Raw genomic sequence first — 24,433 nt, forward strand, 5'->3', positions numbered from 1 at the left:
CGCACTTTTATGTGTTTCAATGGGCGGTGGATGGCCGCCAGTTGTCATAACTAAGCAACCTCTGTGAAGTTGCTGAGGTATGCCCGATAAAAAACCCGCCGGAGCGGGTCAATCGTTTGTTACTGTGTAACCTTCGTTTTCAAGCCAGCGAACCACATCAGATTCATCCATTGCATCAAGAAGTGATGCCGCCGTGTACTCAGAAATAATTTCTTCCGGCTTAACACATTCAACTAACTCGATACTGTCGATATCGATTTCCATATGCCTATTCCATCCGTCGCCGTATGGGTTAATAGAGTTAATTTGTTTAACTTTTAACGTCGCATCTATTGCCATCGCCTTACCCTCTGTCGTTACCCGCTGATGCGGGAGAAATGCTTTGTGGTGGAGTGCTCCGGATTCGAACCGAAGTTTTCATGGGTGATCAGTCCATGCAGGCCCAGCCACACCCCACTACAAAACATTCCAGTTAGTGCCGGGATATTTATCCACGCCCGGCGCGTGGTTTCCTTGCTTTCCACAGACAAAGGAAATTGATAAATTGGTTATTCCACAGACAATTAAGGACTAATCATGGATGTAGGATTAATCATCGCGTCCCTTAAAAACGGACTTGGTGCTCTCTCGACGATCCAGAGCAACGAGGTGCTCCGAGAACGCATCGCTTTCATTGGCGAGCAGATTGACGTACTTCAGAAAACCCATGCTGCCACCGAGCAGAAACTTGCCGAAGCGATAGCAAAAAACGTAGAACTTACGAAGCAAATAGAGGCTTATAGGGCACAGGAGCAGTTTGTCCTTCATCGCACTGCGGCCTTTAGAAAAGATACCTCTGGTGGCTATGCAAGGGCGGTTTATTGTCCCAACTGTTTTAAAGCGGTCGGTGCCGACTTCAGTGATTCGACTTTTCATTGCGCTACCTGCGGATGGTGTTCTGAGTTTGAAAAGAGAGATCTCGATAGTGTGATGAAAACCCTCCCGTAAAATGTCAGGCGAGGATCACTCCCTCGCCACCCCTCTGATTGTTTACCGTCAGCCCCTCGCAAAGAGCTGCTGGTAAATCGCTTTGCCATAATTGCCGCTCTTCCTGAGCCCGCCTATGGTCCGACGCATGGTTTACTGTCGCGCCGTTCGACTGACCGAATCTCCACTTCGCCGCTGGCTAACTTCGCTCAGCTGTCGATGTTTCGTTTCGATGGGGTAATTAAACATCATGTGGATTTGCTGGTCAACACTGTGTTGATTTATTTTGTTGATTTTATGCTTTCTTGTTGATTTTAATGTTGATTTATTTTTTGGTGCCTCAGGTGTTATGCTGAAAAAATCAGGCTATATGCGGGAGAAGGGTATGGAACTGGATGAAGAGCGCGTGAATATGATGGCTCATGCAGTCGGGCGGGCGGTGATGGAGTTGTCACTGGCAGATTTACCTATGACCCAGCAAAACATCATCGACAAGCTGGAACGGTACCGGAAGGAAACGGGAAACGTGACAGGGAAGGGAGCTAACAGGGATGCTGCGGAGTTGGTGAGGAAGGGGAAATAAAAAAGCCCGCACGGGCGGGCAGGTAGTGTTGCGATAGTTATTGTTATCAGCTTCAGGCTGGATAGTTATCGGCAGAATGGGGGATAGCTTTATGGGTGGGCAATAAAAAACCCGGCGCGGTGGCCGGGTTTAATATGAACATTAGAACTGGGTTATGCAGCTTTCTTGTTCATTTCTGCAAGGATAGCATCCTTGCGAGCTTGCATTTCTGCAACGATTTCATTAAGACGGCCAGCCAGTTTAAGCATCTCAGAAATTGTGTGGAGTTTATTCATATGCGCCTCCGCAGTGCCTCGTTTCATCCAAAAGAAAGTTATTTAAAAATTACAGCCCCTTTGAGAATTTTGGAGCTTTGTGCACACAGATCTGGGTTTTTCTGTTTAATATCACGAATCAGTATCTGCGCGGTAAGCAATACCTGCTGTAGGTCAAGAGCGCCAAGTTGCTTGGCTTTGGTATCAAGCTTGAGAATGATCTCATGAACCTCATCAAGTGACGGATCAACGAGCTCATGTAACTTTTCGATACCCAACTCTTCAAAGCTAGTGACAACGAAATCAATCAAAGCCTTCACAGCTATCTGAACCTGATACAGTTGCCTTTCTTGAAAAGAAGCTTCTGCATCTGTCACTTTTACAGCATCTCTAAATTCTTGGGTCACTAACTATACTCCTTATATAGGATCTCTCCAATCGATTTTCAATGCGAATTGGACGATTTCCGCTCAATAAGCACGATTTAGCAATGAAATAATTGACTTTGAAAGGAAACATCTCTATATCGCGCGCACATGATATATATACACTTAAAATCGACTAAAAGAACACAAACTTTATGATGATTTTCATCAATCATATTGAATGATGACGGCTATCACACCAGTCGCAGCTTCGTCTTTACAGCAACACCGAGTACCAGAATATGCGACCGATTATCTCAACATCATCAATGTCAGCTTCTTCATCCGGATATGCGTCGCCGTTGTAGCTGCGAATGATTAGCTTGCCGCCCGGCTTCCGGTATAGCTGCTTAATGCGCTTGAGCTGCCCGCTACCGCCGTCTGCCTGACCAATGGCATACAGCTTACCGTCAACTATGCGCTTGTTGTTCGTGTCTACGGCTACCGTAGTGCCATCGGGAATGATCGGCTCCATGCTGTCACCTGTGGCCGGGAAGCAGAGAACTCCAGAACCGTCGGTGTTTGCCCCTACTCGGCGTAGTGTTGACTTGGAGAACCTCAGTTTAAAGCCGTTATGATCTTCGCTATGAACACGCCCATCACCACACGCAAATTCAATATCCTTAAGAAATGGCACTTCAACCTCGTCAGCAGGAAGCGGTGTGTTTTTGTCCCAAGAGTCTACAACACCCCATTCAGACTCGGGAGGGATGCTGCTTTCCTGGTCCTTTTTTGGTGAACCAGTTCCGCTTAACAACCAATCAAGAGAATATCCAAACTTTTCAGATATTTGTTGAGCGGCCTCACGACTTAATGAATCTCTTTTAATCCAGTTGTTTACGGTCTGCGGGCTTGTTGATAGCGAGTCAGCCAGATCGCGCTGCTTCAACCCCTCTTTGGTCAGTAAAAATTTAATTCTCTCAGAAATGGTAGTCATAAAACCCTCCGCTCCCTGCATGGTAAACAACATGTGGATTTTTTCCATCACCATTATGTTGATTAAATCCACATCATGAATTAACATGGTGTTGATTACACATGAGCGGAGCAAATCATGATCAACAAAAAATCACAGTCCAGCACGCCGCTTGAGAAAGCCATCAACGCAGTCGGTGGGTCTCAAAAGGTGCTGGCTGAGAAGGTGGGCGTTACGCCTCAGGCCATCAACATGCTCAAAAAGCGAGGTGGCACCCTTCCAGTTAAAAAAATGCGCAAGTACGAAGAAGTTACCGGGCTTCCCCGTGAAGTTCTGTATCCAGGAATCTTTGCCGCCTGACAGGCGGCCCTAACCATAAATCACAGGAATTATCACAAATGGAAAAATCAATTACACGCAACAAAGCGGAGGCGCGACGAATCGAGAGCTGGTTACACCGTCAGATTGCAGAGCTGGGAACAACCCGTATCGCCGAGGTTATCGGGGTCAACAAATCAACCGTAAGCCGGTGGCGGGAAAACCTGGTTCCGAACATGTCGCTGCTGCTGGCCATCCTGATTTCTAACCGGGATGGAGCTAAGGGAGATTTTGAAGCATGACCGCAGAAAGGGGAAAAGCCGCGGTGCTGGAACACCAACGGCTTTCAGGTGCAATAAACGTCAGTCAATTGCGAGGCAATTATGCCAAGTAAATCGAAGAGAGTAAACAAACCGGAGGTAGCACGTGAGCATGTCACTTATGGCGAAAGCAATGGGGGTCAAAGTGGGAAACTCACTGCGTAAGCTCGTCCTGATTAAGCTGGCTGATAACGCCAATGACAAAGGCGAATGCTGGCCTTCGTATCAACACATCGCCGACCAATGCGAATGCAGCCGAACGGCTGTTCGTAACCATATTGATGCGCTTGAAGAAATGGGTCTTATCAAGCGTGAGAACCGTGTCGGCGTCAACAACGGAAAAGGTAACACGTCAAATGTGTATTACCTCAAATTAGATGCCACCCCTATGCCATTAAATGGCACAGGGGTATGCCACGACGAAGCACACCCTATGCCATCAGATGGCACACCCCCTGTGCCACCAGATGGCACCAGAACCAGTCACTCTTTTGAACCAGTCATTGAACCTAACTCTCTCTCTGGGCGCGAAGGTTTTATCAGCGAAGCCGCTAAGCGGCGGATCGGGATTTCACCAAGCGGGGAGATTCCATTCCCGCCCCTGTTTAAGCCATCAGCAGATCACATTGCCATGGCTGCCGAGAAGGGGGTGAGCATTGAAACTGAGCTGCTGAACTTCCGGGACTATCACCTTTCCCGCGGCACGCAGCTAATCGACTGGAATTCGGCTTTCAGAGTCTGGATCCGGAATGCCAGGGTTAACCCGCTGGCTAAGCGTAGTCGTGCTGAGCAGGAAACGCCGCACTGGAACAGCCGCGAGGGATGGGAGGACTTCCTGTGAATAATCAGATTATGCAAGCCGTTAACGGCCGTGATGGCGCGCTACTTTCCAGAATGGCGAACGGAAGTACCGACCAGCAGAAGGTTATCAACCCTGAGGCTGAGGGGCTTGTTGATTCTCTCTTTCGGCAGCTGAAGCAGATTTTCCCTGCGTCTACGCAGACAAACCTGAAAACTGACGCAGACGAGAAAACGGCAAAGCGTCAGTGGATCGCAGCGTTTTCAGAGAATGGGATCCGCACACGCGAACAGCTTTCTGCCGGAGTACGGCACGCCCGCGCCAGTGAATCACCTTTCTGGCCGTCGCCGGGGCAATTCATCAAATGGTGCAAGGATAGCGGCACGGTGCTTGGCATTGGCCTGGCTGATGTGATGAATGAGTTTCATCGGTATAGCCGCGAAAAAGGGCTGCATACCGGCGGAGCAGAAGCTTTCCCGTGGTCTCATGACGTCATGTACTGGATTGTGACCGATACGCGCAGAGCGATGTACCAGCGCCAGCTGAGCGAGGCTGAAACTGAAAAATACGCGTCAAAAAAACTTGAGGAATGGGCGCTGAAAGTTGCTGGCGGGGAAAAAATACCATCTCCCGTCCTGGCGCTCGAGAATTCTGATGAAGTGATCCCGACAAATCACGTGAGCCGTCAAGCCGGTTATCACCCGGAAGGAAAAAGCTTCGGGTGCATGCCAAATGCGGCGACTCTCGGAGCTCTCACCCCGGCCCAATGGCTTTGGGAAGAGTATCAGCGCGGGAAAGAGAGAGGGCTTATTCAATGAAAGGCAAACAGGCAATTCTGCGTTATCTCGAAACGCACCGGACCTTCACAGCGAAGGATGTGGCCACAGAGTGCGGCATGACCATCAACTGCATCACGAAGAACGCTATCGATCTGGAGCGGGCCAGAAAGATTGTGCGCGTGAGCAAGGTCTGGCGGACGGTGACTTATCGCCTGGCTACGCCGGAAGAGCAGGCTGGTACCGCTCGCAGTTGCACCAACGGAATATTTCAGGAGTGCCGCAACAGTGCGGCCATGAAGCGGGTATTGATGGTTTGGGGGAGGGTAGGGGTATGAGCGTAAAACGTTATGAAGTTAATGGTCCATCTTCAGTATTTGAAGACGAAAACGGCAGTCTTGTGGATCACGAAGACTACGCCGCACTTGAAGCCAGATGCGCGGTGCTGGCTGCGGAGATAAGCGCAGTGCTTACAGACCGCGCTGTGATACTTGAAGATTTAGATAACACTTGCTTTGAAATTGGCATGCAGAGAGGCGAAAAAGTCGACGCCTACCCTACTCCAACGGTCGCTAATCATGACGCTTTCCTGGCTGAAGTGCGGGCGCAGGGTGTGGAGATGATGGCCGTTGTAGCTGAGCAACTGATGGATGAATTTGGCGATGACAGCTACAAAGTGATGGTTACCGCAGATTTACAGCGTTTCGCCAATGCTTTCGCCGCCCAGCTTCGTCAGGAGGCCGCCCAATGAGCAACATCGACAAACAGGCGCTGAGAACTGCAGCTGAAAACGCAACTCCAGGCGAATGGTGTACTGATGACTACCATGGCGTAATTGCTGATGCCGGTATGAACGCTAATTACTACATAGCATCATGCTCAGGACAAGATAATCGATCCAATAAGCGCTTCATCGCCGCAGCCAACCCCGCAACCGTGCTTGCGCTGCTGGATGAGTTGGAAGCAAAAGACAAGCAGATTGAAGATTTGAAGGACGCGTTCCGCATTGCATTGTCTGCTGCTGGCATCGCCGCCGCAGCCGGTAAAGGAGAGCGAGCATGAAATACGAAATACCGGAATCAGAAGATATTGAATGGCAGCAGGATATGCTCCGTGAAATAGACAGCGCCCTTGATGTCTTGCGTGATGAACATGAGCACGCAGAGGTAGTGGAGGAAATCATCAATGATATCACCGCGAGAATAGCATCACTCCGCGCGTACTCTGGATACTGAGGACTAACCCATGAGCCCTATTACCAAAGAATTCACCAAAGAGCAGTTACAGCAAATTATCGAAACTGACCACGTTCAATGTGGTGAGGCTTTGGCGCTGGCGCGTATCGCGCTGGCATCGCTCGAAGCGGAGGCTGTTGGCGAGGTTGTCCTCGGTGAGTATGACGATTGCGGATGCCACCCGGATGCGAAGGTGGTGTGCATAGCCGCTGATGGACAGGCTGATTGGGAGAATTTCAAAGATGGCACTCGGTTATACACCGCCCAGCCAGCGCCGGTATCTGTGCCCGCTGCGATGGAAATGGATGATGACTTTGACAGCGCGTTTGAACACGGAAAAGCTGTCGGCTGGAACGCCTATCGCGCCGCCATGCTTCAGGCTGGTACCCTCACCAATGAAGGTACCATACCAGTCACGCAATTTAAGCCGGTAGCAGACCTGTACGGCTTAACCTCACCAACTGGCAGCGAAACATCATTCACTTTCGACGCTGTTGAAGCTCGTGATTTCATTGATGGCGGTTGGTCATGCCAGGAGTACGTGGAGCTTGAACGCTTTCATGAAGCGATAACCAACCATACCGAGGATAAGCTCGCTATGGTTGACCATTCCGGTGACTCCAACAATATGGTTGAACCTGTAACGACGGCTTGCAAGTTGCGTTATGCGGTGGATGCCATTCGCAACTCCGGCATTGAAATCGACGCTGAGAAAATCTTTGCAGAGCGTGACGCCCTCAACACTCCAGATTGTTGGTGCCGAACATGTCGGCCAGTGACTGTAGCAGACATGCGCTTCGTCGTCTGCCCCGAATGCGGCAACAAACGCTGCCCACACGCCAATGACCACCGGAATGCATGCACCGGAAGCAACGAGCCAGGTCAGGAAGGCAGTGCGTATCCAGCTGCACCGCAGCAGGAGGTTACTCAGGCGGTTGCCAAAGGCATGGAACGTTATGGCGATGCCATGCAAAAACTCGAAGATAGTGGTGACTGATTTTTGGTAATCATTTTTCAAAAGTGATGTTATAATTAAGTCGCAGTCGGTCTGAACAGCCGGTTGCGACTTCTGCGCATTTAAGGGGACTTAAATGCGACCACAATCTGAACTCCTCATCTTGTCACAGATGCAGAAATGCACCTGCGATTTTCTGCATTCTGCGTTACCTCTCGGAGGTGGCGTATGAAACAGCACTACTGCATCGTTAACGACACCGTAAAAGAGAATCTCATCGCGTTCATTCGCACCATACCGGTGAACCCTCGCGCGCCGATGGTGGTCGAGGCCCGGGAAGAAACCCGAACCGACAAGCAGAACCGTCTGATGTGGCCGTTGCTGAAAGACCTGTCTGACCAGGTTGTCTGGCACGGCGAAAAGCTGACCCGCGAAGAGTGGAAGGACCTCATCACCGTTCTGGTAAACCAGACTCAGGACAAGGAGCAGAAATCTGCGCCGGGTATCAATGGTGGCCGCGTTTATTTCGGCGTCCGCACATCCAAATCCAGCAAGCGATACATGGTCGATGTCATCGAGGCGATTTACTGGTTCGGCACCGACCGTGGCGTGAAGTTCTCCGAAGCATCCAGTAAGCGCATCGCCTGGGCGCAAGAGTGGAGGGCTTCACGTGGGTAGTCCTCTCGCGCGCGTCATCACCAACGAAATCTTCCGCGTTCCGGCGCGCCGCCAGCGTAAGCCAGTGGTAAAGCCGTCAGACATCCCGACACTGAAAGACTACACATCCGGCCTGGTCGATAAGAAATGGCTGCGTCTCGCGGCAAGGAGAGGTCATGCGTAAACCTACCCGTCGCACCTGCAAGATATGCAAAGAGAAGTTCACCGCCACCTTCGACAACGTCTGGTGGTGCTGCCCTGAGCATGGCGCCATCTACGCGCTGGAGTTGAGGGCAAAGCAGAAGGTCAAAGAGGCCGCTAAGCGCATCAGTGAACAGAAAGAGGCAGAGAAAGCCGGGCGTAAACGCCGCAAGGAGCGGCTGGCAGAGCTTAGGCCTGCCGGTTACTACAAGGCTCAGGCTCAACAGGCTTTCAACGCCTACATCCGCGCGCGTGATGCTGGTTTGCCATGCATCAGCTGCGGCGAGACCAACCCGCCTGATCTGCATGGCGGACAATGGGACTGCGGACACTTCAAAACGGTCGGCGCCAACCCTGAGCTGCGCTTTGAAGAGCGCAACGCCCATAAACAATGCAAATCCTGCAATGCCGGGGCAGGGAAGTACACCGCTAAAGAGGCGACTGTCGCACAGCAATACGAAGCAGGACTGGTCGCTCGATACGGCCAGGAATACGTCGACTGGCTCAATGGCCCCCACGAAATGACCAACTACCGCCGTGAAGACTTCATCCGGATCCGCGATGAGTACCGCGCCAAGTTCAAAGCACTGAAACAGCGGGAGGCAGCGTGAAGACATTCACTCCAGTTGAAGCGAGAAAGTTCGTTGCCAGCACCTGGTATGAAACGACACAGCTTTCGAAAAGAGAAAGGCTGTATGCGAAAGCTCGCGAACTGATAAGCGGCGATCGAGCGGAAATTATCTGTCAGACAGAAAACCCTGAATACAGAAAGTCAGCACGGGAGTGGTGGAATCATGACCAGAGCTGATTTCGAAAAGTATCAGGCAGAAAGCGTTAAGCGCGCCAACCTGCCGCCAGTAGCAAAGCACAGCCAGACCAAAACCAACCAGCCACAGAAGGAAGCCGCATAATGAACCTCGAATCAATCGCTAAATACTTTGCGCCTAAATCACCGATGTTCAGTGACTCTCCTCGCGCAACCGCATCAGACAGTCTCACCGGCACTGACGTTATGGCGGCGCTTGGCCTTGCTGGCCACAAGTGCGGGTTTGGTTTCGATCTTTACCTCTCGAAAATCGGCATTAGCAGCCCAGATATAGCACTGGAGAGACTCTATGAGCAGGCACGTAAGTTATCAGGTAAATTCAGAGCACTGTCTGAACTCGATGAATCAGCTCGGTCAGGCGTGCTTAAGGTTCTCTGCGCTTTTGCATACCAGGATTATTCAAGAAGTGCTGCCAGCACTCGAAAATGTGATTGCTGTGATGGTGGCGGATTTACAGAGGCGCAAGTGTTTACCAACAAGGTCTCATACCCATGGGGGAAACCGCCTTACTGGTCGAAAATGTCGCGTGCCGTTCGCCCAAGCGACTGGGAGAGCTGGACACAGGCGCGTGAGGTGGTGCGAGTTAAATGCAAGCCGTGTAACGGAAAAGGCGTTATCAGCAATTCGTGTCGCTGCCATGGCAAAGGTAAGGTGCTGGACAAGGCAGAAAGCGATCGCCAGGGCGTTCCGGTGATGAAAGCCTGTGACCGCTGCGGTGGAAGAGGTTACGCCAGACTGAAGTTCTCAACGGTGATAGAGGGAATTAATACTGTTGCGGAGATAAAGAAAACGGCGGCTTATGACCAACTTCAGCCGCTCTTTGAGGAACTTGTCGCCGAATGCCATAAGCAGGAGTCTATGGCTGATGCCATTCTCTCAAAAGTAACGAGGTGAAAATAATTTTCCCTGATATTGAAAATATATAGGAAATAGGTATTGCATTTCGCGGAAAAACTGGATATATTTATCTCTAATGCTGGTAATCCGTTCAGTCGTTCCGAAGCAAAAAAAATTCAAGCCCGAGGTTAACGCCTTGGGCTTTTTCGTATCTGCACAACAGGTAAGAGCATTGAACCCGTAGACCTCGCGGATTGGTGAAAGGTGCCGCGCAGTGCTCTAACCGTTGTGGTGTAACTCAATTCCCGCTTGCGGGTTAGATGGGTAGAGTAACGCATCAACCGGTTATCCGGCAGGGCAGGCATGATGCTAATGCTGAACCTGAGTATCGGTTCGAGTCCGATCGCCACACACAGAACCCACTGCCTGGGACTCTTCAGCCAACGAGCCGACATTGCCTTACCCTCACATTGCCAGCCTGTCGCTGGCTTTTTTATTTCAGGCTCCGGGAACCATCATCGACGCGCCTACTTGTTAAATCGTCCCGAGGGCCTGAACCAACTACACACGGAATAAATATGTCTGAGACCTTCACTATCGTAGGCGTTGGTCTTACATCGTCATCAGTCGGTGTAACCTTTGCCACGCTGTTTCCGGAGGCGACTCCAGCAGTGATGCTCGGATCACTCGCCGGAACGGCGCTATACGTTCTGACCTCAGATCCCCATCAACTCTGGAAGCAGGCTATCTTTGCGCTGATATCGTTTATCAGTGGCGTGTTCTTCTCCGTACCCATGGCGAAAATCATGGCCGGAATCATTAACACGCCGTTAAGCCTGATGAAGCCACCGGCCAGCATTGAAGTATCGCCAGCTGTCGGTGCAATTGTCACTGCTTCCATTTCCGTGGCAGTCCTGCTGCGTATTCTCCGCAAATCCAAAAGCGGGAAGATGCCGGGGCTGGGGGAGGAAGATAAATGACATGGCAGCTTCTTCTGATGGATGCAAACGCCATAGTTTGCCTGTTAATAATGGTCAGGCTGATGTTTTTCCGTAAAGAGGGAAAGCGTCATCGCCTGAGTGTCGCGGTGCTGGCCTACCTGGTCATCCTTGCCGCAGGATTCAACGCCTTCAACATTCTGCTCGGCCACTACGTACAGGTTAACCTCGGCGATCTGCTTCTGAACTCCGTCATCTGCATAGCGGTGTGGCTGGCACGTGGGAACCTGGCGAAGGTCGTTATAACGGAGTAGTCCATGCAAACCAGTGATAAAGGCATTGCCCTGATCAAGCAGTTCGAAGGCTGCAAGCTCACCGCGTACCAGGACAGCGTCGGAGTGTGGACGATCGGATACGGATGGACTCAGCCCGTCGACGGCAAACCTGTCCGCGCCGGGATGGCGATTAAGCAGGAGACGGCAGAACGCCTGCTGAAGGCAGGACTGGTCAGCTACGAAAATGACGTGTCACGCCTGGTTAAAGTGGAGCTGACTCAGGGGCAATTCGATGCTCTGGTGTCGTTCACCTATAACCTTGGTGCCCGGTCATTGTCGACATCGACTCTCCTGAGAAAACTCAACGCCTGTGATTGCGCTGGTGCTGCCGATGAGTTCCTGCGCTGGAATAAAGCTGGTGGAAAAGTCCTGAATGGACTGACCCGTCGGCGTGAGGCGGAGCGCGCTCTGTTCCTGTCGTGATTAGCGCGCTGGTAAAGCGTTACTGGCTGCAGTTGCTGGTGGTGGCGTTAATCGGCGTGCTGGCGTTCTTCGTGAACCACTACCGCGACAACGCCATCACCTACAAAGACCAGCGCGATAAAGCGAAGGTCCGGGCCGAAACATCAGAGGCGATCACCAACAACGTGATTACCACGATGAACCTCATCCATGACATCTCACAGGCTACCCAGAATGCAAAGAACGAACTGGCTCAAAAGGGCGAAACGCGCATTGTCTACATCAGGCAGGAGTTGCAGGGCGATCCGTGCGCTAACCAGCTTGTTCCTTCTGCCGCTGCTGACAGCCTGCGGGAATACGCAGACAGTTTACGTCCCGGCTCCGGTGGTCCCGATAAGCGCTGACCTGACCGCAGACACGCCAATTCCCGGAATGGTGGTTCCGTTCACATGGCAGGCAAGTCTTGAGTTAAACGCTCAACTCTATACGGCACTGGGGCAGTGTAATCTGGATAAGGCGGCCATCAGGAAAATTGAATCATCACGAGCCTCGCAATAGCGGGGCTTTTTATGCGCATCGCAGCGCACTACCACCGAGAGCCTATAGGAAGCGAGCCTGAGATAAATCGTTATCTCTCGGGGCGGCTTATCTATGCGAACAGGCTCGCAACTTATAGGTGCAATATGAAGAAGTTAATGACTACTGCTTTTGTATTCGTTCTGGTCTGGGGTTTGTTTGGCCTGCTGGTTTACGCAACATTAAAGGGTGACCATTCATTGATGAGTATCGTCGTGGCGGCATACTGGGCAATCATCACTCTTGCCTGCTTCATCTCGCCTCTGTTCCTTGTGGCTGTATTCATGGCCGGGAAAGAGAGCGACCCCATAGAACGGGCCAAGATGCTTATCCCTCTGAAGGACTATTACAAACGCAAGGGGGCTATCAAGAAGTTCATTAGCCTTGCGGCCATGTCGGCCATCTTCGTCATGTTGTCTTACTCCGGATGGGTATTCACGTCGCTGTTTTATATCCTCGCTTGCGGCTTTGTAACCCTGCTTAATTCGGTTGGCAGAGACAAATTCGAAGAGCTGACAGGGCATATCGTAAAGTTGTAACTCATTACAGAAGCTCTTCACTGAGGGGCTTCGATAATGGATATCCCTTCAAATGGATAAAGCACTAAATATCCCTTTCAGCGGATAAAGAGGCTCTCAATGTCCGACATCTACCAAATCACGCTAACCACCCAGACGGGCGAAACCTTCACGGGCAAAATGTCACGACGTCAGCCTGAACTGGTTAATGGCTTTGTGCCGCTGGCGACCGAGACGGGCGAGTGGCTTTACTTCGCTCCGGCCGATGTGAAGCGCGTGCAGTTCTCGCCAGTACCGGAAGAGGGAGAAACCAATGGCGACGTGCAGACTGTCAGTTGAAATCAAGAGCAGGTGGTGGGTTCCTGTCTATCTCAGGACGCTGACACTGTTCTGCATGATGATGCGTTGCGATCCGGATTACAGAAAGGTAGCTGAGTTCATCGTAAAGCGCGGCATAAGCCAGAAGGTGAAGGCGGAGCCGGTAAAATACAAAACGGAGTAACGAATGACCAAACCAGATTGGGAGGCCATCGAATCGGCTTACCGGGCTGGTTCGTTATCAGTAAGGGCCATCGGCGAAAAGCATGGCGTTAACCACGCCACCATCCTGAAGAGAGCAAACAAAGAGGGATGGCAGCGCGACCTGACTGAAAAGGTAAGAGCGGCAACGAAAGCCAAGGTAACCAAGTCGGTAACCAAAGACGGTAACCAGGCACCAGTGGTTACTGATGAGCAGATTATTGACCAGGCATCTGACGAGGCCGCCGCTGTAGTCATGGCTCATCGGGAAAGTCTGGCGGCATGGCGCGGCATCACCAATAAGCTCCGAGACTTCCTCGAAGATGCAGATATCACGGAAGAGAATCACGCCTCAATGTCTCGCTCGATCACTGCCGGTGTTGATGCTCAAATCAAAGTGATAAACGCTGAGCGCAAGGCGTATAACCTCGACACAGAGGAAGGTAATAAGACGGTTGATGACCTGTCTAATCTGATGGATTCACTGTCTCAGGGGGCATAATGAAACCTGAGCACATCAAGCTGCTGGCCGACAAAGACTGGCGGCTGAACAGCCTTTACTGGATTACCGACAAAGAGGGAAAGCCTACGCGATTCAGGATGACACCTGAGCAGCGGGAATACTTCGAGGGGATCCACACCCGCAACATCATTCTGAAAGCTCGCCAGCTCGGGTTCACCACAGAGGTGTGCATCATCCAGCTCGACGCGGCCCTGTTTGAGTCGGCGAAGTGCGCCCTGATTGCCCACACGCTGAATGACGCAAAGCGCCTGTTCCGAGAAAAGGTGAAGTACGCATACGACAAGTTGCCTGTAGAGATAAAGGCGGCAAACCCGGCGAGCAATGATTCGTCTGGTGAACTCGTCTTTAAGAAGGGCGGCTCGCTATACGTCAGCACGTCGTTTCGTGGCGGTACGCTGCGTTACCTGCACGTTTCTGAGTTCGGGAAGATATGCGCTAAGTATCCGGACAAAGCCCGTGAGATCGTCACTGGTGCGTTTGAGGCGGTTTCGACTGGATGCTTCGCTACTATCGAGAGCACGGCAGAGGGCCGGGCGGGTTACTTCTTCGATTACTGCCAGACAGCAGAGAAAGCGATGCTGCAGGGCAAGCCATTATCCGACCTAGACTGGAAGTTTTTCTTCTTCTCCTGGTGGAAGAATCCGCAGTACGCAATCGACCCCGTCGAAGCATTGCCGGTGCGCCTGCTGGAATACTTCGCTGAAATGGAGGCGAAGCACGGCGTAATCGTTAACGAACGGCAGAGGGCCTGGTACTACGCCAAAGAGAAAACTCTCGGCGACGACATGAAGCGCGAATACCCGACCATTCCGGCCGAGGCGTTCCAGCAGTCGGTCGAGGGCGCGTACTACGCCAAGCAGTTCCGCTGGCTCTATACCAACAAGCGGATCGGGCATATCCCGGATAACTCACACCTGCCAGTTCATACATTCTGGGATATCGGTGTGGGCGACTCTACGGCTATCTGGTTCGTTCGTGAGGTTGGTAACGAGTTCCACATCATCGACTACTACGAAAACTCTGGAGAGGGCCTGAGGCACTACATGAAGGTGCTGAAGGACAGGGGCTATGAGTACGGCGAGCACTGGGGGCCGCACGACATCGAAAACCGCGAGTTCGCTGCTGATGCGAAGTCACGCAAAGAGCTGGCGCGTGAAGGTTACGAAATCGATGGTCAGATGTACTCACTGAATTTCAAAGTGGTGCCGAAAGCTGGCATCGATACCGGCATTGAGTCGGCGCGTGAAATCCTCCCGAAATGCGTATTCGATGAGGAGAAATGCTCGGAAGGTATCTCTCACCTTGAGGGCTACCGGAAGGAATGGGACGACAAGCGCGGCTGCTGGAAAGACAAACCTCTCCATGACGCCACTTCGCACGGTGCCGATAGCTTTCGTTACTTCGCAGTTACGAAGAACAACCGTAAGCAGGTCGGCACAGTATTCTTCTAAGGAGCATCGCCAGTGAGCGAACAAGATAACGGCCTGCAGATGGCTGTGAACAACCTCGCCACTGAAATGCGGCGAGCGAATTACCTGAATGCCATCGGTATCGGTGGCGGCAATACGAAGCGACCGACGCTTTACCAGGAATTTGGCTACCCGCGCGAGATCACCTTCAACGACTTCTACAACATGTACCGCCGCAACGCCGCTGGCTTTGCTGTGGTGCATCGTCTGCTGGATGGTTGCTGGCAGGACTATCCGGTCATTGTCGACGGTGATGAAGCGCAGGAAGCGGAGAAAACAAACGCCTGGGAAAAGAAAGTCACCAAGTTCATGAAGAAGCTGTGGCCGAAGGTGAAGGATGCCGATCGCCGCAATATGGTTGGACGCTACTCCGCGCTGCTGCTGCAGGTGAAAGATAATAAGTCGTGGAACGAGCCAGTAGATATCAAGCTGGTGAAATCCCTTGGCGAGTCAGCGCTGGTAAAACTTATCCCGGTATGGGAGCCGCAATTAACTGTTGCTGACTGGGAGAACGACCGCCTTTCTCCAGAGTTCGGCAAGCCGAAGATGTTCAACTTCAACGAACAACCGGTCGGTGATGAGCCTTTTGTCGGGCCGATGCGCGGAGAACCGGTACACCCGAGCCGAGTCATTCTGTTCTGTGAAGGATCTGAAGACGACAACGTCCTGTCCGGTATCCCGCTGCTGGAGGCTGGTTTCAACAAAGGCCTCGATATCGAGAAGATTTCCGGCGGTGGTGCTGAGGGCTTCCTCAAGAACGCCAGCCGTCAGATTGCTGTCGAGTTCAGCAAAGAAACGGACATGGCGACACTGGCAGACCAGGCCAAGAAGGCTGGGTATGCCGATCTCGGCGAAGCTATGGGCGACAAGGTCAACAAGCTTAACCGTGGTACCGATGCGGCGGCCGTAATGCAGGCCGGGCAGATGCACGTTCTGAGTGTTACGCCGGGCGACCCGGGCCCGACCTGGGAAGTCACTGCTAACGAACTGGCAGCCTCCGTGCAAATCCCGTTCACCATCCTGTTCGGTCAGCAGACCGGTCGGCTGGCGAGCGATGAGGATAAAACGGACTGGGCTATACGCCGTAATACTCGGCGCAATGGCTTCCTTACGGATCGAATCACCGCGCTGCTGGAACGCTTCTGGACGCTTGGGATTATCGACCCGCCGACCAAAGGAGAGGTCACCATCTCGTGGAGCGACCTGCTTGCGCCTGGCGAGAAAGAGAAGATCGAGAACGCTTCAAAACTTGCCGACATCGTACAGAAAACGACGCCTTACTATGGTGGCGACGCGCCGTTTACCGCAAATGAGCTGCGCGAAGTTGTTGGGCTTGACCCGCTGCCGGAGCCAAAAGAACCACCAAAACCGGATGAGAAGGTGACTACCGATGATCCACTGGCCGATGACACCAGAACAGACGGCAAAGGTGGGGCTGCCGATAGTTCCGCGCAGCAAGGTTGACCCGACCCGATCGGCAAAGCAGGTAACCGCGATGTTCCGGGATATCGAGGAGCGGTATCTCGGCATTAAGCGCTCGCTGAAAGCTCTGTTCGACCAGCGCCTTACCGGGCGTGAGCGCGAGGTAAACAGCCATAACTGGCATTTCCTTTGCCACGACAACGGCGCGGATATGCGGCTATACCAGGTAAACGCCGGCAAGTTCATCTACGACATGTCGGCGCAGGAACTGGCGGACCTGCTGGATGCGGTGCAGGGCATTCTCGACGATTATCTTCTGGATGGTGGCGAGCAAAACCTCTGGGCGATGGATTACGTCGTCGCAGAAGCGCAGCGCGGCACGCTGGAGGCATTCAATAACCTCTCGCAGCAGTCGCAGGTGTACGCCAGCCAAACGACGCTCCAGCAGCTTTTAAGCAGCCCCGGCCACCTTAATCAGGTGGCGGCGGCCAGGCTGACAACGTTCAGCGACTGGAAGGTTATCAGCGACACCGCCCGCGGCGACCTGACCAACATCATCACCGATGCAGTAGCGCGCGGTGTGAATCCTCGCGAGACGGCCAGCGTCATCAGCAAGCGTCTCGATGTATCGATGTCGAAGGCCAAGACCATCGCTCAGACTGAGCAGGTCGGCGCGCTGCGGCAGGCTCAGTGGAACGAAACTGACTGGGCCGCTGACCGGCTGGGGCTGAACACTGGCCTGCTGTGGCTGTCAGCGCTCAAGCCTACGACGCGCACCTGGCATGCCAGCCGTCACGGCAAGGTCTACACCACCGAAGAGGTGCGAGACTTCTACAGTGAAATGAAGAACCGCGCCAACTGTTATTGCAGCCAAATCCAAGTATTACTGACAGATGATGGTCAGATTTATAACGAGGGATTGGCTGATAAATTGGCTGCCGAGCGCAAGAAATGGAAGCCTGACGAAAAGTGAAGTGGTAAAATTGACGTGCGGCTAGACCGGCCAGTCGAAGAGGGTGAACGTAGACACCCCTGCCGCACCCATCATCTACGAAACCTGCTACGAGGTTTAGAATGAAATCATGCAAGAAATGCGGTGAGACCAAGCCGTTATCTGAGTTTTACAGAAGCAAAAAATGCACTGATGGATATCGCGGAAGCTGTAAGGCGTGCGCCTCTTTGCTTAACAAAACAAAATGTCTTCCAGCCAGCAAAGATGGCGTTGTCCCTCTGCCATCAAAGGATAGGCTGAATGAGCTTTTTGAGGTGTTAGGGTCTGACCTGATAGCCAAGATATCTCGCGGCTGCGTCAAGAGTGGCTCAGTTTGTGGCTATAAGCGCAAAGATGGCTACATCCGCGTCAAAGTCGATGGCGCACTGGTAATGGCCCATCGAATCGTCTGGAAGATGTTCAACGGCGATGAGCCTGATTTTATCGACCACATTAACGGCGTGCGCTCCGACAATCGCATAGAAAATTTGCGAGCCGCCACCAAGTCGATCAATAAAATAAACGAGAGCCTTAGGTCTAACTCGCAATCTGGATTTATCGGAGTTTCTTGGCACACGCCAACAGATAGCCGAAAGACATCAAAATGGGTCGCAAAGATCGCACTTGCTGGTAAGCACCATCACATCGGGTACTTCCATGACCTCAAGCTTGCCGTCCTCGCCTACAACGCTGAATGTGAAAGGCTCCATGGCGAATACGGCAAGCGCAAGATTGATCACAACTTGAATAAGCTCCGAGAGATGGGGCTGCTATAAACAAATCAAGGTCGCTACGGCGGCCTTTTTTATTGCCTGAAATCCACCAATGAGGACCCAGCATGAAACGCAACCGCGTTAACGTGCTGACCGTCGTCAACTCCGCTTCAAACATCACCACTGAAACCATCGACGGCAAGCCACATATCGTGGTTCGCGGCATCACGCCTGTCGTGGACGATATCGTGATGAACCGGAAGTTGTACCCGGCAGCAGAAATCGAAAAGGCCTACAACACGCTCGAGCGTAACCCGATGCCGCTGGGCCACCCGAAAGTGGACGGCAAGCATGTGTCGGCGCGCGATGTCCGGGCCGTGAACGAGTACCACGTCGGGGCTTGGTTACAGAACGTCAGCCACAAAGACGGAAAGGTGACGGGCGATATGTATGTCAACCGCCAGTATGCCGAGTCGAGCGACAAGGGCAAACGCCTGATTAACCGCCTGGATGAGATGCTGGCCGGTACCAACTCCGACCCTATCCACATTTCCACCGGCCTGCTGTATTCCGGCATTGCCGCCAATGGCGAGTCGAAGGGCAAAAAGTACAGCGAAATCGCCACCAACATGATGTTTGACCATGTGGCGGTGCTGCTCGATGAGCCTGGCGCCGGTACGCCGGAAGAGGGCGTGGGCATTTTCGTTAACTCAGAAGGTGATGAGCAGCAGATTGAAGTTGCCCGCCTGGCTGATGGCATCGACTGCACCCGAGACGGCCTGCTCAACAAGACAAAATTTTTCTTCACCAACGCCTCTAACTTCTCATTCGACGATATCTCACGCGCTATCAGCGACAAGCTGCGCGAGGGTGATACCGAAGATAAGTGGCTTTGGCCTGAAACGGTGTGGCCGGACAGCTTCATCTACCGCAATGACACCAAATACCTGAAGCAGAAGTACCTCATCGATGACGACGGCAAGGCCGTGTTCGTCGGCGAACCTGTAGAAGTCGTGCGCAAACCCACTGAGTACGAGATTAAAACCAACGGAGAGAAAGATCCGATGAAAGAACTGATTATCAATGCGCTGCAAGCCGCTGGTAAGCCGACTGAAGGCAAGTCCGACGCCGAGCTGATGGACGCATACAACCAGATGAAGGCCGAAGAAGCCACCGCCAAGAAAAAAGGCGATGAAGAAATCGACCCGGAAACCGGAAAGCCCAAGAAAAAAGAGCAGGCCACCAATAACGAAGAGATGCCAGCGTGGGCGAAAACACTCGCCGATCGCGTGGACGTCGTTTTCAACAGCCTGAACGCGAACGCCGACAAAGAGAAAGGCGAAAAGCGCGCGGCAGTGAAACTGGCGATGAACATGAGCGATGAAGAAGTCGCAGATCTGGACGGCAAGGCGCTCGACGCTATGTACGCCAAGTGCCAGACCTCTTTCGGCCTGAACGGTGCATTCCGCAATCAGGCTACCAACACCCAATCAGTCAGCGAAATGCCGGAGTAAAAAATGGCTAAAGACGGAAAACACGTAATTCACGCCGGTGGCGTATTCCCTAATCCGCTGCTCAACCGTGAAGGTGCTGCTGCGGCCGCCACTAAGCCAGGTACTGTTGGCTTTTTCTCTGCCGCCAAGTTCACGGCCTCGGTTGATGGCAACGAAGAGGCGATCCTCTATGTCGCTGACTTTGACTATCTGCGCTGCCAGACGGTTGACGACTCAATCCCTGTTAATGAGTTGGTAGTTGGCATCCATCCGATGCCTGGCATGTTCCTTAACGTGCGCGCGGCGGGAGGCACCTACAAAAAAGGGCAGCCATTATCCATCGCAAACGGCCAGGTTAAAGCCCATGCCACAGGCGAGTCCATCCGCGCATATGTCGAAGAAGACACGGCGTACACCGTTGCTGCAGGCGATCTGCTGCGCGTCGTTATCAAGTAAGGAGCACCTGAATGCTTGTATTTTCTCGCTCTATCGGTGAACGCACCGGTAACCTCGAAGTGAACCAGGCACAGTTCCGTGAACTGGAGATGGCGCGCAACATGAGCGCCCAGGCCGTGGCTGACTTCATTGCCCGAGCTCGTTTTGGTGAGAATGGTCACCTGGACGCAGTCAACGCCGTCGACGACATCCGCCGCATGTACCGCGCTTATGATCAGACTGTGTTGGCGCAGTTCGAACCGAACACTGAGTTCACCCTGTTTAACGACCTGATGCCGCTGTCTCGCTCTGTACGACTGGAAGAGTCCGTGTATGAATATGCGCGTACTGGCGGCCGTGGCTGGGCGCACACCTCCATGTCTGGCCAGATTGGTGCGGCGCTGGATGCTCGTGCATACAGCTTCGACGGCACGATGGTGCCAGTGCACGATTCAGGTTTCAAATTCCACTGGCGTGACCCGATCTTTAACAAAGGTTCTGCACTGGCCTCCCTGTCTGACGCTCAGAGCGGCTCTGTTGATGATGTGCGCCGTAAAATCGTGGACTACATGTTCAATGGATTCCGCGACTCAGAAGGCAACTTCGTTACTTTCGACGGCAAAACCTGGAAAGGCCTGAAGAACGATGAGCGCGTCGGTCAGGTTGATTTAGGCGCATCTGGTCTGAACATCGACTTCTCCAGCCGCACTACAACCGCAGAACAGAACCGAAATGGTGCGATCGCACTACGCGATACGCTGAAAATCGGTAACAACCAGTACGCACCACAGACCTGGTATGTTTCCAGCGAGATCATGTCCAACTGGGAGCGCTATTACAGCGACAATTACCAGTCTGGCACCATCCTGCAGGAAATCCTGAAACTGTCTGGCATTGCTGCGGTGAAAGAAGATGCAGAACTCACCGGAAACCAGATTCTGGTGGTACCGCTGACTGCAGGCGTTATCGCTCCGATCACCGGCCAGGCCGTAGGTACTGTTGCTGACCCTCGTCAGTTCTACAACAGCGACTTCATCTGGCGTACCTGGGGCGCTATGGGCCTGATGGTTAAGCAGGATATCAACCTCAAACATGGTGTGCTCTTCGCGAGCAGCTAAGGAGAAACAAATGGCACTGGTAGAAATCACATCAGGTAACGTGTTTGCTGGTGCCAACCTCCGCAAGCTGGAGGTTGGTGCGGTAGTTGAAGTTGACGATGCAACAGCAGCGCGCTGGAAAGCGACTGGTAAAGCGAAAGAGACCGACAAGAAGAAGGGTGAAAAGCTCTTCGGCGAGTCAGTGCCGGCAGCATCACAGCATAGCGATTTGCTCGAGCAGCTGGCGGCGGTGACGAAGGAACGTGATGAATCGCTGGAGCAGGTGGCTAAACTCACTGACCAGGCTGCAGCTGAAAAAGCCACATTCGATGAGCAGCTGGCGGCGGTGACGAAGCGCGCTGAAGAGGCTGAAGCCGCCCTGGCAGAAGCTACCAAGAAGGCGAAATAACCATGGCTGTAGTGCAGATAACAGCGGCGCAGGTTAAACAGCAGTTGTCTGCGCTCGGCTATACCACCGTCCCTGACTTCATGATCGACGCCTATCTCTGCAAGATGGCGAAGATTGAGCCCTGCCTGATTGCTGCCGGTTACGACGATTGCGATCTGGTGCTGATTCAGGTATACGCTGTCACGTTGATGGCCCTGACGGCCTATACGCAGCGGATTAAGTCGCAGGGCGCTCCGTCCGGTGCCTCTCGCTCGTTTGACTACAGCGATAGCGTGCTCAACATGCGTGACGCTCTACTGGCGCTGGATACCTCCGGTTGCACGTCAGAGCTGCCCATCGATGTCGGGCAGAAGGTTGGGATGTTCCTCGTTGTTGGGGGCTGCTGATGACCTGGACATCCGTAAGCGTCCGGCTGCCGCGTTCATTCGTTCGAGTATGGGTGCTGACCGATACCGGGCGGGAGACTACCGGCTACGTGAAATCGGACGGCGAGTGGTTCATCAACTGCCCGCGTATCCGGGCTACTGGCGCGAAGGTACTTCGCTGGAAGGAGGGCTGATGTCAGCAACCGCGAATTGGAGTTATACCGCAAAGGCCACTGTCTGGCGAAACCTTGGCAAGGATGAATACGGCGATCCTCTTGGGTATTCCGCTCCTCTTGTCATTGATTGCGACTATCAGGGTGGCATGTCAGAGAAGATTGCTGGTGTATCTGCGTCTCTCGGTAACCTTGGTTCAGAAGTGGTGGTTAAAAACACGTTATGGACTGAATACGCAGACGCGCAGACCGGTGATTTCATCTTCATCGGTGAGTCTGTCGAGTCTGATCCTCTGGTGGCTGGTGCCGACAAGATTTTGCAGGTCATCCGGTACGCCGACACATTCAATCGGACCGCAGACGATTATGCGCTGCTATCGGGGCTATAAATGGGCGGTAAAGTTCGTGGCATATCTCAGGGCAAGGCCAATCTGAACAGACTGATTGATGACATCACCGGGCGCAAGATTGCCCGCGCCATTCAGTCAGCACTCATTATCGGAAGCTCACAGGCAGCTCTGTACACGCCTATCGACACATCGTTATTGATAAACAGCCAGTACCGTGAATTAGTCATAAACGGCGTGCGTGTGACCGGGCGTGTCGGGTATTCGGCAAATTACGCGCTGACAGTACACGACCCTAACGTTAAGCAGACCTTCCGGCGATCAACGGCTGAGAAAGAATTCCTCAAAAAAGGCTTTGATGACATGCGCGGGCAAATCGACGCGGTGGTGCATAAGGAGATATCGGTATGACGCCATCAATGTATGAACGGGTCAAAAACCTGTTCGTTGCGGCCGGGCTTACTGAAGGGCGGATCGTGCAATTGCTATTCTTTGAAGACACCAGGAAAGCGACTGACTCATTTATCGTATTCCGACCAAATGGCGGAACACCAATCCGTAAAGACCTTGGAGCAGAACATTACGTACTGGTCGATGTTATCGGGCCGAGGGATAAACGCGCGGTAACTGCTCAGGCAGTGCAGAAAATTATTGATTACGTGCAGGACAACCCCATCAGCGACAGCTGTGTAGGGCAAATCGAAAATATGGGTGGCATCCCGCCACCGATACCGACCGATGAGGGAAGGATCGTCTTCCGACTTCAATTCGCTTGCCTCTACGGGGAGTAAGCAACATCAACAGGCTGCCATATGGCGGCATTTTTTATTTATGAAGAGGTAAGAATATGCAAGGTTGCTCTACTGACAACAGTAAGCTCTTTGGTCGCGCCGTGGTGCTGGAGGTTGCGTTGGGCTGCCCTGACACAATCCCGCTTGAAAGCGAGCGACTGCCGCTGATGGCTGGCACGTCGAAAGGCTTTGACTTTAGCCCTAACACTGTTACCAGCGATGCTGATGATACGAAAGGCTACGTTGAAAATATCGTCACAAACAGTGATTTCACCATCTCATTTGAAGGTGAAGTTCGCAAGCGTGACAAACTCGATCAGTTCGGTGTCGGTAACTTCGTTAAATATTACAACGACGAGGTGAAAGCAGGTCGCCAGCCGACTATCTGGGTTTTCATGGATTACGGCCCGGTTCGTTTTGTCGGTTATATGGTGATCAACGCGCTTAGATCTGATGGTGGCAGTAACGATATTGTTACGCTGACAACGGAATTTAAGGTATCTGATTCTGACACCATCGACGTGCAACTGGTCGCTGAAGATGTTCCGGTTACAGGTGTGACTGTGACACCTACCAGTGCATCTGTAGCAGCTGGATCGTCCACAACATTCGCGGTAAACGTAGCGCCTGCCGATGCATCGGAGAAAACCTTCACGGCTACATCTTCCGTTCCGGCAAGGGCAACCGCGACAATCAGCGGCAACACGGTAACAGTTAACGCCCCTTCCGGCGCGACAGCAGGCACTGCCAATATCACAGTGAAAACTGACGATGGCGAATTCACTGCCGTATTTGCCGTGACAGTGACGGTTTAACCTGCATTACATGGGGTATCGCCTGGTGCCCCAG

General features: G+C 52.7%; 40 protein-coding genes. 36 read left to right on the plus strand and 4 right to left on the minus strand.

Going from position 1 to position 24,433, the window contains the following annotated elements; all coding sequences use genetic code 11:
• Window positions 1-108: 108 nt before the first annotated feature.
• Complete coding sequence (locus ACMWKK_RS18200) at window positions 109-264, minus strand: hypothetical protein (RefSeq protein WP_013095952.1); 156 nt, start codon at window positions 262-264, stop codon at window positions 109-111.
• Window positions 265-576: 312 nt separating this feature from the next.
• On the opposite strand from ACMWKK_RS18200, the gene ACMWKK_RS18205 reads away from it, so the two are divergent.
• Together ACMWKK_RS18205 and ACMWKK_RS18210 are read left to right on the plus strand one after the other, a co-directional pair.
• Entirely contained in the window at window positions 577-987 is a 411-nt protein-coding gene (locus ACMWKK_RS18205; protein WP_063848977.1) for a hypothetical protein, read from the plus strand.
• Window positions 988-1,351: 364 nt separating this feature from the next.
• Window positions 1,352-1,549, plus strand: coding sequence for a hypothetical protein (locus ACMWKK_RS18210; RefSeq protein ID WP_406542887.1), 198 nt, complete (start codon window positions 1,352-1,354; stop codon window positions 1,547-1,549).
• Window positions 1,550-1,701: 152 nt separating this feature from the next.
• Here the strand turns inward: ACMWKK_RS18210 and ACMWKK_RS18215 are convergent, their stop codons facing one another.
• From ACMWKK_RS18215 to ACMWKK_RS18225, 3 genes are all read right to left on the minus strand, one after another.
• Window positions 1,702-1,824 carry a hypothetical protein gene (locus ACMWKK_RS18215; protein WP_255250421.1) on the minus strand — a complete coding sequence of 41 codons (123 nt, stop codon included), beginning with the start codon at window positions 1,822-1,824 and terminating at the stop codon, window positions 1,702-1,704.
• A gap of 38 nt (window positions 1,825-1,862) precedes the next feature.
• Entirely contained in the window at window positions 1,863-2,210 is a 348-nt protein-coding gene (locus ACMWKK_RS18220; protein ID WP_039024874.1) for a hypothetical protein, read from the minus strand.
• A gap of 235 nt (window positions 2,211-2,445) precedes the next feature.
• Window positions 2,446-3,165 (minus strand): XRE family transcriptional regulator, encoded by a 720-nt coding sequence (locus tag ACMWKK_RS18225; protein ID WP_406542908.1) that lies wholly within the window; start codon window positions 3,163-3,165, stop codon window positions 2,446-2,448.
• Window positions 3,166-3,282: 117 nt separating this feature from the next.
• Between ACMWKK_RS18225 and ACMWKK_RS18230 the strand changes: the two genes are divergently transcribed.
• The 34 genes from ACMWKK_RS18230 to ACMWKK_RS18395 all read left to right on the plus strand — a co-directional run bounded on the left by ACMWKK_RS18230 (window position 3,283) and on the right by ACMWKK_RS18395 (window position 24,399).
• Window positions 3,283-3,504: a YdaS family helix-turn-helix protein gene (locus tag ACMWKK_RS18230; RefSeq protein ID WP_047746573.1), complete on the plus strand. Its 222-nt coding sequence runs from the start codon at window positions 3,283-3,285 to the stop codon at window positions 3,502-3,504.
• Window positions 3,505-3,542: 38 nt separating this feature from the next.
• Window positions 3,543-3,764 (plus strand): CII family transcriptional regulator, encoded by a 222-nt coding sequence (locus ACMWKK_RS18235; RefSeq protein ID WP_045622363.1) that lies wholly within the window; start codon window positions 3,543-3,545, stop codon window positions 3,762-3,764.
• A gap of 130 nt (window positions 3,765-3,894) precedes the next feature.
• Window positions 3,895-4,623 (plus strand): helix-turn-helix domain-containing protein, encoded by a 729-nt coding sequence (locus tag ACMWKK_RS18240; RefSeq protein ID WP_063153798.1) that lies wholly within the window; start codon window positions 3,895-3,897, stop codon window positions 4,621-4,623.
• Window positions 4,605-5,399, plus strand: coding sequence for a replication protein P (locus ACMWKK_RS18245; RefSeq protein ID WP_000509243.1), 795 nt, complete (start codon window positions 4,605-4,607; stop codon window positions 5,397-5,399). The genes ACMWKK_RS18240 and ACMWKK_RS18245 overlap by 19 nt, the downstream gene beginning before the upstream one ends.
• Window positions 5,396-5,695, plus strand: a complete 300-nt coding sequence (locus ACMWKK_RS18250) for a hypothetical protein (protein WP_023330689.1) — start codon at window positions 5,396-5,398, stop codon at window positions 5,693-5,695. Before ACMWKK_RS18245 ends, ACMWKK_RS18250 begins: the two co-directional genes overlap by 4 nt.
• Window positions 5,692-6,108 carry a hypothetical protein gene (locus ACMWKK_RS18255; RefSeq protein WP_045135309.1) on the plus strand — a complete coding sequence of 139 codons (417 nt, stop codon included), beginning with the start codon at window positions 5,692-5,694 and terminating at the stop codon, window positions 6,106-6,108. The genes ACMWKK_RS18250 and ACMWKK_RS18255 overlap by 4 nt, the downstream gene beginning before the upstream one ends.
• Window positions 6,105-6,419, plus strand: coding sequence for an ead/Ea22-like family protein (locus ACMWKK_RS18260; RefSeq protein WP_406542888.1), 315 nt, complete (start codon window positions 6,105-6,107; stop codon window positions 6,417-6,419). The genes ACMWKK_RS18255 and ACMWKK_RS18260 overlap by 4 nt, the downstream gene beginning before the upstream one ends.
• A complete protein-coding gene (locus ACMWKK_RS18265; RefSeq protein WP_016239854.1) occupies window positions 6,416-6,592 on the plus strand; it encodes a hypothetical protein in 177 nt (58 codons plus the stop codon). The genes ACMWKK_RS18260 and ACMWKK_RS18265 overlap by 4 nt, the downstream gene beginning before the upstream one ends.
• Window positions 6,593-6,602: 10 nt before the next feature.
• A complete protein-coding gene (locus ACMWKK_RS18270; RefSeq protein ID WP_406542889.1) occupies window positions 6,603-7,589 on the plus strand; it encodes a hypothetical protein in 987 nt (328 codons plus the stop codon).
• 186 nt (window positions 7,590-7,775) lie between these two features.
• A complete protein-coding gene (locus tag ACMWKK_RS18275; protein WP_045355012.1) occupies window positions 7,776-8,225 on the plus strand; it encodes a recombination protein NinB in 450 nt (149 codons plus the stop codon).
• Window positions 8,218-8,388: a NinE family protein gene (locus tag ACMWKK_RS18280; RefSeq protein WP_406542890.1), complete on the plus strand. Its 171-nt coding sequence runs from the start codon at window positions 8,218-8,220 to the stop codon at window positions 8,386-8,388. Before ACMWKK_RS18275 ends, ACMWKK_RS18280 begins: the two co-directional genes overlap by 8 nt.
• Entirely contained in the window at window positions 8,381-9,016 is a 636-nt protein-coding gene (locus ACMWKK_RS18285; RefSeq protein WP_406542891.1) for a recombination protein NinG, read from the plus strand. Before ACMWKK_RS18280 ends, ACMWKK_RS18285 begins: the two co-directional genes overlap by 8 nt.
• A 183-nt stretch (window positions 9,017-9,199) precedes the next feature.
• The gene (locus ACMWKK_RS18290) at window positions 9,200-9,316 is read left to right on the plus strand and encodes a hypothetical protein (RefSeq protein ID WP_023330677.1); all 117 of its coding nucleotides are present in this window, start codon (window positions 9,200-9,202) and stop codon (window positions 9,314-9,316) included.
• Window positions 9,316-10,125, plus strand: a complete 810-nt coding sequence (locus ACMWKK_RS18295; RefSeq protein WP_023330222.1) for an antitermination protein — start codon at window positions 9,316-9,318, stop codon at window positions 10,123-10,125. The genes ACMWKK_RS18290 and ACMWKK_RS18295 overlap by 1 nt, the downstream gene beginning before the upstream one ends.
• 521 nt (window positions 10,126-10,646) lie before the next feature.
• Window positions 10,647-11,048, plus strand: a complete 402-nt coding sequence (locus tag ACMWKK_RS18300; protein WP_001514183.1) for a putative holin — start codon at window positions 10,647-10,649, stop codon at window positions 11,046-11,048.
• On the plus strand, window positions 11,045-11,320 hold the full coding sequence (locus tag ACMWKK_RS18305; protein WP_045259826.1) for a phage holin family protein: 276 nt from the start codon (window positions 11,045-11,047) through the stop codon (window positions 11,318-11,320). The genes ACMWKK_RS18300 and ACMWKK_RS18305 overlap by 4 nt, the downstream gene beginning before the upstream one ends.
• Before the next feature lie 3 nt (window positions 11,321-11,323).
• Window positions 11,324-11,764, plus strand: a complete 441-nt coding sequence (locus tag ACMWKK_RS18310) for a lysozyme (protein ID WP_406542892.1) — start codon at window positions 11,324-11,326, stop codon at window positions 11,762-11,764.
• Window positions 11,761-12,147 carry a DUF2570 domain-containing protein gene (locus tag ACMWKK_RS18315; protein ID WP_406542893.1) on the plus strand — a complete coding sequence of 129 codons (387 nt, stop codon included), beginning with the start codon at window positions 11,761-11,763 and terminating at the stop codon, window positions 12,145-12,147. Before ACMWKK_RS18310 ends, ACMWKK_RS18315 begins: the two co-directional genes overlap by 4 nt.
• 279 nt (window positions 12,148-12,426) lie before the next feature.
• Window positions 12,427-12,858, plus strand: coding sequence for a hypothetical protein (locus tag ACMWKK_RS18320; RefSeq protein WP_406542894.1), 432 nt, complete (start codon window positions 12,427-12,429; stop codon window positions 12,856-12,858).
• 99 nt (window positions 12,859-12,957) lie between these two features.
• Window positions 12,958-13,176 carry a hypothetical protein gene (locus ACMWKK_RS18325; protein WP_406542895.1) on the plus strand — a complete coding sequence of 73 codons (219 nt, stop codon included), beginning with the start codon at window positions 12,958-12,960 and terminating at the stop codon, window positions 13,174-13,176.
• 166 nt (window positions 13,177-13,342) lie between these two features.
• Complete coding sequence (locus tag ACMWKK_RS18330) at window positions 13,343-13,858, plus strand: hypothetical protein (RefSeq protein WP_114647268.1); 516 nt, start codon at window positions 13,343-13,345, stop codon at window positions 13,856-13,858.
• Window positions 13,858-15,330 (plus strand): terminase, encoded by a 1,473-nt coding sequence (locus tag ACMWKK_RS18335; protein WP_406542896.1) that lies wholly within the window; start codon window positions 13,858-13,860, stop codon window positions 15,328-15,330. The genes ACMWKK_RS18330 and ACMWKK_RS18335 overlap by 1 nt, the downstream gene beginning before the upstream one ends.
• A 12-nt stretch (window positions 15,331-15,342) precedes the next feature.
• Window positions 15,343-16,812, plus strand: a complete 1,470-nt coding sequence (locus ACMWKK_RS18340) for a DUF1073 domain-containing protein (RefSeq protein ID WP_406542897.1) — start codon at window positions 15,343-15,345, stop codon at window positions 16,810-16,812.
• A complete protein-coding gene (locus tag ACMWKK_RS18345) occupies window positions 16,739-17,743 on the plus strand; it encodes a phage minor head protein (protein ID WP_406542898.1) in 1,005 nt (334 codons plus the stop codon). The genes ACMWKK_RS18340 and ACMWKK_RS18345 overlap by 74 nt, the downstream gene beginning before the upstream one ends.
• 206 nt (window positions 17,744-17,949) lie before the next feature.
• On the plus strand, window positions 17,950-18,537 hold the full coding sequence (locus ACMWKK_RS18350; protein WP_165356706.1) for an HNH endonuclease: 588 nt from the start codon (window positions 17,950-17,952) through the stop codon (window positions 18,535-18,537).
• 62 nt (window positions 18,538-18,599) lie between these two features.
• Entirely contained in the window at window positions 18,600-19,988 is a 1,389-nt protein-coding gene (locus ACMWKK_RS18355; protein ID WP_155027277.1) for a DUF2213 domain-containing protein, read from the plus strand.
• 3 nt (window positions 19,989-19,991) lie between these two features.
• Window positions 19,992-20,423: a hypothetical protein gene (locus ACMWKK_RS18360; protein ID WP_155027276.1), complete on the plus strand. Its 432-nt coding sequence runs from the start codon at window positions 19,992-19,994 to the stop codon at window positions 20,421-20,423.
• A gap of 11 nt (window positions 20,424-20,434) precedes the next feature.
• Window positions 20,435-21,520, plus strand: a complete 1,086-nt coding sequence (locus ACMWKK_RS18365; RefSeq protein ID WP_155027275.1) for a major capsid protein — start codon at window positions 20,435-20,437, stop codon at window positions 21,518-21,520.
• A 10-nt stretch (window positions 21,521-21,530) separates the two neighbouring features.
• Window positions 21,531-21,908, plus strand: a complete 378-nt coding sequence (locus tag ACMWKK_RS18370) for a hypothetical protein (RefSeq protein WP_155027274.1) — start codon at window positions 21,531-21,533, stop codon at window positions 21,906-21,908.
• A 2-nt stretch (window positions 21,909-21,910) separates the two neighbouring features.
• On the plus strand, window positions 21,911-22,294 hold the full coding sequence (locus ACMWKK_RS18375) for a hypothetical protein (protein ID WP_406542899.1): 384 nt from the start codon (window positions 21,911-21,913) through the stop codon (window positions 22,292-22,294).
• Between the two features lie 172 nt (window positions 22,295-22,466).
• Window positions 22,467-22,835 carry a hypothetical protein gene (locus ACMWKK_RS18380; protein WP_045281502.1) on the plus strand — a complete coding sequence of 123 codons (369 nt, stop codon included), beginning with the start codon at window positions 22,467-22,469 and terminating at the stop codon, window positions 22,833-22,835.
• Window positions 22,836-23,204: an HK97 gp10 family phage protein gene (locus tag ACMWKK_RS18385; RefSeq protein WP_406542900.1), complete on the plus strand. Its 369-nt coding sequence runs from the start codon at window positions 22,836-22,838 to the stop codon at window positions 23,202-23,204.
• The gene (locus tag ACMWKK_RS18390) at window positions 23,201-23,584 is read left to right on the plus strand and encodes a hypothetical protein (protein ID WP_045281500.1); all 384 of its coding nucleotides are present in this window, start codon (window positions 23,201-23,203) and stop codon (window positions 23,582-23,584) included. Before ACMWKK_RS18385 ends, ACMWKK_RS18390 begins: the two co-directional genes overlap by 4 nt.
• Before the next feature lie 56 nt (window positions 23,585-23,640).
• Window positions 23,641-24,399: an Ig domain-containing protein gene (locus tag ACMWKK_RS18395; RefSeq protein ID WP_406542901.1), complete on the plus strand. Its 759-nt coding sequence runs from the start codon at window positions 23,641-23,643 to the stop codon at window positions 24,397-24,399.
• The last annotated feature ends 34 nt before the right edge of the window (window positions 24,400-24,433 follow it).

Source organism: Enterobacter sp. 01-M-03-SI-ECC (genome assembly GCF_047530215.1).
Classification (GTDB): Bacteria; Pseudomonadota; Gammaproteobacteria; order Enterobacterales; family Enterobacteriaceae; genus Enterobacter; species Enterobacter chengduensis.